Below are 4,399 nucleotides of genomic sequence, written 5' to 3' on the forward strand. Positions count from 1 at the left end.
GTAGTCGTCGGCAGCGTCAGATTTGTATGAGAGACAGCTCAGGACGCCCTCCCCGGCCGTGACCCGCGCCTCCCCGCACCGGGCCAGGATGCCCGGCCGGCAACCCCAGGAGAAGGGTTCACGTCCCGGGGCACACAGGGCCCCGGAGGCTTCAGCGGACCGCGTTGCGGGGCGCGCCCTTGCGGGCGGAGGCCGGCGCCTTGCGCTTGGGCAGGATGCGGGTGACGGAGCCGGGGCGGCGGGCCACGGCGGCGGCGCGCTCCTTCTCCTCGGCGGCCTTCAGCGCCGCGGCGCGCACGGCCAGCTGCTCCGCCTGCTGCGCCCAGCGGCGCTTGAGCGCGTCCCGCAGGCCGTCCGTCTGCAGGTCCACCTGGGCCTGGTTCAGCCGGTAGTGCAGGTCCTCGCGCAGCGTGCCCCGGGTGAGGGCGGCCATCGCCGTGCCGGACACGCCCACCACCACTTTGGGCCGCTCCTCCTGCATCTGGAGGCAGCGCAGGATGAGGCCCTGGGCGTCGAGCGGCAGCTTCGCCACGTCCGCGATGAACAGCACGCCGTTGGGCTGACGGAGCGCTCCCGCCAGCTCCGGGGCCTGGCGCACCTCCGTGAGCGGGACGCCGAAGTTGCGCGCGGCTTCCTCCGCCCAGGCCCTGCGCTCGTCCTCGGTGCCTCCGTGGATGAGCAGCGATGCACGGTTGGAGACGAGGTCCTCTTCTCGATAACCGCGAAGAGCCACGGGATGCCCTACCCTTCTGGGAAAGCGGGTCCTCGCAAAGTCTAACGCCCTACCGGGTCGCCTGTTCAATCCCTTACTTGCGGGAAAAAAACGGGGACCCGTTTCGCGAGGACCCCATCCACTGGACGCCCGTTCCCGGGTCAGGCCGAGGGCACCACCATCACGGGCCGGCGGCAGCGCAGCACCAGCTCGCGCGCCACGGCCTCCTCCAGCACGTCCGGGATGACCTCGCGGCGGGCGGACGTGCCCACGCAGACCAGGTCCACGCCCTCGCGCTCCGTGGCCTGGCAGATGGCGACGGCGACGTCCTCCCCGCTGACGCCCTCCACGCTCCAGTGCACCGCCTGCGCGGCCGTGTCCTGGGGCACCTGCGCCCAGAGCCGGTGCAGCACCTCGTCCCGCTCGCCGTTGGGCTCCGGGAGCACGCCCAGGAAGTCCCGGGGACCCCGCTCACGGCCCCGGAGCCGGTGCACGTGCAGCAGGTGCACGCGGCCGCCCGGCCCCACCAGCGAGCACGCCTGCGAGATGGCCTGGCCGGAGGCGACGGTGAAGTCCACCGGCACCAGCGCGCTGCGGGGCGGCGGCAGGCGGCGCGGCTCGCGAACCCCGGGCGGGATGCACGCCACGGAGCGCTCCGCGTGGCGCAGCACGCCCTCCGACACGGAGCCGTGCCACAGCCGCTGTACGCCGCCGCGCAGGTGCATGCCCACCACCGTCAGCTCCACGCTCCGGGCGTGGGCCACGTGCAGCAGGTGGTCCGCCGGGCGGCCATAGCCGGGCTCCAGCACCACCTCCACGCGGCCCTCCCCCTCCAGGTCGCCCAGGCGCTCGCGCACCTCGCGTTGGAGCACGCGCTCCACCAGCGGATCCAACCCCTCCATGGTGCGCTCCCGCGCATCCAGCCGCTCCACGTGCACGGGGGTGTGGATGCCCAGCCGCTCGCGCTCCTCCAGGGGCGAGCACACGTACGTGGCCAGCACGTCGCACCCGCCCACGCGCCGCAGCTCCCGCAGGAAGGTGATGGCCGCGTCGGACGTGGCGGACCGGGGGTCCACGCCCACCATCGCCAGCAGCCGGCGCCGGCCCCGGGCCCAGTCCAGCAGCGCCGTGTCCCGGCGCACCGCCAGCACCGGAGCGCAGCCGTGGCGGGCCAGGCGCTCCGCCAGGGACGTCTTGCGCCAGGGGGACGTGCGCCAGCCCTCCGCGGCCACCACCACCAGCCGGGCGCTGCGGCACTCCTCATCCCCCAGCAGCGTCTCCACGGAGGCGCCCCGCTGCATGCGCGGCTCCACCGAGCCCGCGAACGCCCTCAGGCGCACGGCCTCCGCGGCCAGGCCTCCTTCCGCGGCGGACAGGGCGTCCGGGGCCTCCGCGTCCGGGACCTCGTCGTCCACCCCCAGCAACAGCAGGGGCTCTCCCAGCCGGCCGGCGAGGGTCGCCGCGACCGTGGCCGCGTGCGCGGCGTCGGCGGACAGGTTGGTTGCGCAGATGATGGCCATGGCGGGGCCCCCCGAGGAGGCGATGCCCGCTGGTGCCTCCCCTCGCCGAGAAGGATGCGCACGCCGGCAACCCGGTGGCGTGCCCCCGTCCATGCCGGCCTGCCTGCCCTCCAGGGCGGGGCAGGCCGGGGGCCAGGGCCCTACTTCAGGAGCTGCTGGTGCCCGTCGTGGTTGGTGTGGTCCTGGTTCTCGCCCACGCCGCCGCGCAGGTTCTCCCGGCCGAAGCTGGACAGGAACACGCCCTGCGCGTTGCTCGCGTACTGGTACCGGCGGCCCCAGGGGTCCAGGGGCACGGCGTTCAGGTACTTGGGCACCAGCAACGCGTCCAGGTCCGCCTCCTCCGGCAGCTGCCCTCCGTGGTCCGCCTGGTAGCGCTCCAGCGCGCCCAGGATGAGGGTGAAGTCGGAGTGGATCCGCTGCGCCTGCTCGGGGTCGCGGCGGCGGAAGGCGGTGAGCACCAGGGCCACGACGAGCGCCAGTCCGAACACCACCGCCACCCAGGGCAGCGGGGAGCGGCGGGACTTCTCGGGGATGGCGGGCGAAGAGGAGGTGGCGGACATGGCCCGCCCACCCTACCGCGTCAGAGGGCGCGGTAAAGCGGCACCGGCTGCTGCTTGCCCTTCAAGCGCACCGGCGGCAGGTCCTCGAAGGCGGTCTCGTTCGCGTCCACCAGTTCGCGCGTGCGCTCGCCCACCAGGATTTCCCCCGGCCCGGCCAGCGCGCACAGCCGCGCGGCCACGTTCACCGCGTCGCCGATGCAGGTGTACTCGGCCCGGAGCGCGCTGCCGATGTTCCCAGACACCACCACGCCCGAGTTCAACCCCACGCCCAGCTCCAGCACCAGGGGCCGGCCCTCGCGGCCGAGGGCCACCCACTCCGCCTCCGCGACGGCGCGCAGCTCCACCAGGGCCTCCATCATCATCTTCGCGCACTGCAGGCCCCGGAGCGCGTCGTCCGGGCGGCCCACTGGCGCGCCAAAGACAGCCATCAGCCCGTCGCCCAGGAACTTGTCCAGCGTGCCGCCGCAGGTGAGCACCGCGTCCGACAGCCGGCCCAGCACCTGGTTGAGCACCGCCACCACCTGCTCGGGGGGGAGGCTCTCCGCCAGCCCGGTGAAGTTGCGGATGTCCGCGAACAGCACCGTCACCTCGCGCTTCTCACCGGCGAGCACCGCCGCGTCCGCGCTCTTGAGGATCTCCTCCACCACCGCGTCGGACGTGTAGCGCGCGAACAGCTTGCGCATGCGCTCCGTCTCGTCCGTGCGGCGCACCACGCTTTCGATGCGCGCCGCCAGCTCGTCCATGGACGCGGACTTGTTCACGTAGTCGTCCGCGCCCGCGCGCAGGCCGCGCACGCGCTCCGCCTCGCGGTCGTTCGCGGTGAGCATGATGACGGGGATGGTGCTGCGCGGGCCCTCCTTCAGCCGCCGGCACAGCTCCACGCCGTCCAGCCCCGGCATCTCCAGGTCGCTCAGCACGATGGCCGGCTGCAGCCGCCCCATGCCCTCCAGCGCTTCGTACGGGTCCTGGAAGCAGAGGACCTCGTAGCCCAGCGCCACCAACCCCTCCTGCACGAACGCGCACGCCAGGGGGCTGTCGTCCACCACCACCACGCGGCGGCGCCCTTCCGTCGCGGGACGCGGCAGGTCCTGCCGGCCGACGATGCGGTTCTGCACGCCCAGCGCTTCGTAGATCTGCTTGTACGTGCAGTGGCCCAGCTCGACGAGGATCTCTCCCAGCCGCCGCCCGTCGCGCCGCTGCCGCGCCAGGGCCTCGTCCAGCTGCGCGAGCGTCACGTACTTGAGCCCCACCAGCAGCTCGCCCAGCGGCGGCTGCGCGGGGCCCTTCTCATGGTTCAGGCCCAGGGCTTCTCCCAGCGCGTCTTGAATCTGCTCGCGTGACACATAGCCCAGGGAGATGAGCGCTTCGCCCACGCGCTGCCCGGTGAGGGCCTGCAGCGCGAGCGCCTCCTGCACCTGCCCCGGCGTGACGACGCCCAGCTTGAGCAACAGGTCACCGAAGAGGGGATTCGATGCACTCACGCGGCAATCTCCGTCCCCCTGGCGACTGGACCGGGAGCGAAACACGGGCGGCCCGGCGCACACCCTGTGGGGGAGCGTAGCGCAACCCCGGGCGCCGCGAACCCCTCACCCGTGCCTTCCCCGCTC

Annotated in this window: 4 protein-coding genes; all 4 read right to left on the reverse strand. The window is 73.5% G+C overall.

The genetic code is table 11. From position 1 onward, the window contains the following. Positions 1–151: 151 nt before the first annotated feature. Complete coding sequence (locus D7X32_RS43345) at positions 152–733, reverse strand: sigma 54-interacting transcriptional regulator (RefSeq protein WP_120608331.1); 582 nt, start codon at positions 731–733, stop codon at positions 152–154. 140 nt (positions 734–873) lie between these two features. Further along, complete coding sequence (locus D7X32_RS43350) at positions 874–2,232, reverse strand: universal stress protein (protein ID WP_120608332.1); 1,359 nt, start codon at positions 2,230–2,232, stop codon at positions 874–876. 140 nt (positions 2,233–2,372) lie between these two features. Further along, positions 2,373–2,792: a type II secretion system protein GspG gene (locus tag D7X32_RS43355; protein WP_120608333.1), complete on the reverse strand. Its 420-nt coding sequence runs from the start codon at positions 2,790–2,792 to the stop codon at positions 2,373–2,375. Between the two features lie 20 nt (positions 2,793–2,812). Beyond that, positions 2,813–4,273, reverse strand: coding sequence for an adenylate/guanylate cyclase domain-containing protein (locus tag D7X32_RS43360; RefSeq protein ID WP_120608334.1), 1,461 nt, complete (start codon positions 4,271–4,273; stop codon positions 2,813–2,815). Positions 4,274–4,399 lie beyond the last annotated feature (126 nt).

Source organism: Corallococcus carmarthensis, from assembly GCF_003611695.1.
Classification (GTDB): Bacteria; Myxococcota; Myxococcia; order Myxococcales; family Myxococcaceae; genus Corallococcus; species Corallococcus carmarthensis.

Bases quoted from the DNA above. Each gene is read 5' to 3' on its own strand.
- D7X32_RS43350 (WP_120608332.1), bottom strand. From the start codon at position 2,232: ATGGCCATCATCTGCGCAACCAACCTGTCCGCCGACGCCGCGCACGCG.
- D7X32_RS43355 (WP_120608333.1), bottom strand. From the start codon at position 2,792: ATGTCCGCCACCTCCTCTTCGCCCGCCATCCCCGAGAAGTCCCGCCGC.